1 protein-coding gene is annotated in these 436 nt (G+C 67.4%); it reads left to right on the forward strand.

The annotated features are described in order from the left end of the window. Nucleotides 1–134: 134 nt before the first annotated feature. Nucleotides 135–436, forward strand: a 302-nt coding sequence (locus KM933_RS38810; RefSeq protein WP_221362402.1) for a lytic polysaccharide monooxygenase auxiliary activity family 9 protein, incomplete at its 3' end; no start/stop codon positions are given.

The following is a 436-nucleotide window of genomic DNA, read 5'->3' on the forward strand; positions in this document are numbered from 1 at the left end:
CAGGCACGGAGCAGTCAGCTTTCCCCCTTCCCGAGCCCACCTCTACCTGGAGGACTGACAGGCCAAAGCCTGGAGGCTGGCAAGTTCTTCCCTCAGACACACGGGGCCTGTCCGATCCCTTCGCTCCGAGCGACGTGGTCAACGCCCAGCCGCTGGCGGACGGACGGATCGCCAGCGCCGGGAAGGACCACGCGGCCTCCCTGGACGAGGTCGGCCGCGACTGGAAGAAGCACCCGGTTACCTCCGGCCGGAACCTGGAGATCACCTGGGGGTTCCACGCGGAACACAAGACCCGCCGCTTCAACTACTTCTTCACCAAGAACGGCTGGGACCCGGGGCGAGCCCTGACCCGCGCCCAGTTCGAGGCCAAGCCCTTCCACAGCGTCCAGCTGGCCGAACAGCCCTACTGGGAGTACCCGCTCGCCACGGGCAACCC

It is taken from the genome of Streptomyces beigongshangae (assembly GCF_019710745.1).
GTDB lineage: Bacteria > Actinomycetota > Actinomycetes > Streptomycetales > Streptomycetaceae > Streptomyces > Streptomyces beigongshangae.